Raw genomic sequence first — 234 nt, forward strand, 5'->3', positions numbered from 1 at the left:
ATGCCATGGCGGCTCGGGACGCGCATCTCGGTGCCGACCGTCGCGCGACCCTGATCGAGAAGGCGGTCCTGGACTGGCGGATGACCCCGCGCGGCTCCGGGCACGCTGCCGTCTTCCGGCTGGCTGCGGCTCTCTACCGGGCCGGTCTCGACGTGGGCGAGATCCCGAACAGGCTTTGGGCCGAGGCTGCCTACGGCAACTCGCCTCGGAAGCGCAGGGCCGAGATCAAGGACA

1 protein-coding gene is annotated in these 234 nt (G+C 70.5%); it reads left to right on the plus strand.

Features of this window, described 5'->3' with window-relative positions; all coding sequences use genetic code 11:
* A partial coding sequence (locus AC0IY0_RS29080; protein ID WP_471766518.1) for a hypothetical protein occupies window positions 1–234 on the plus strand: 234 nt, incomplete at both ends.

The organism is Methylobacterium sp. AC315 (assembly GCF_979253755.1).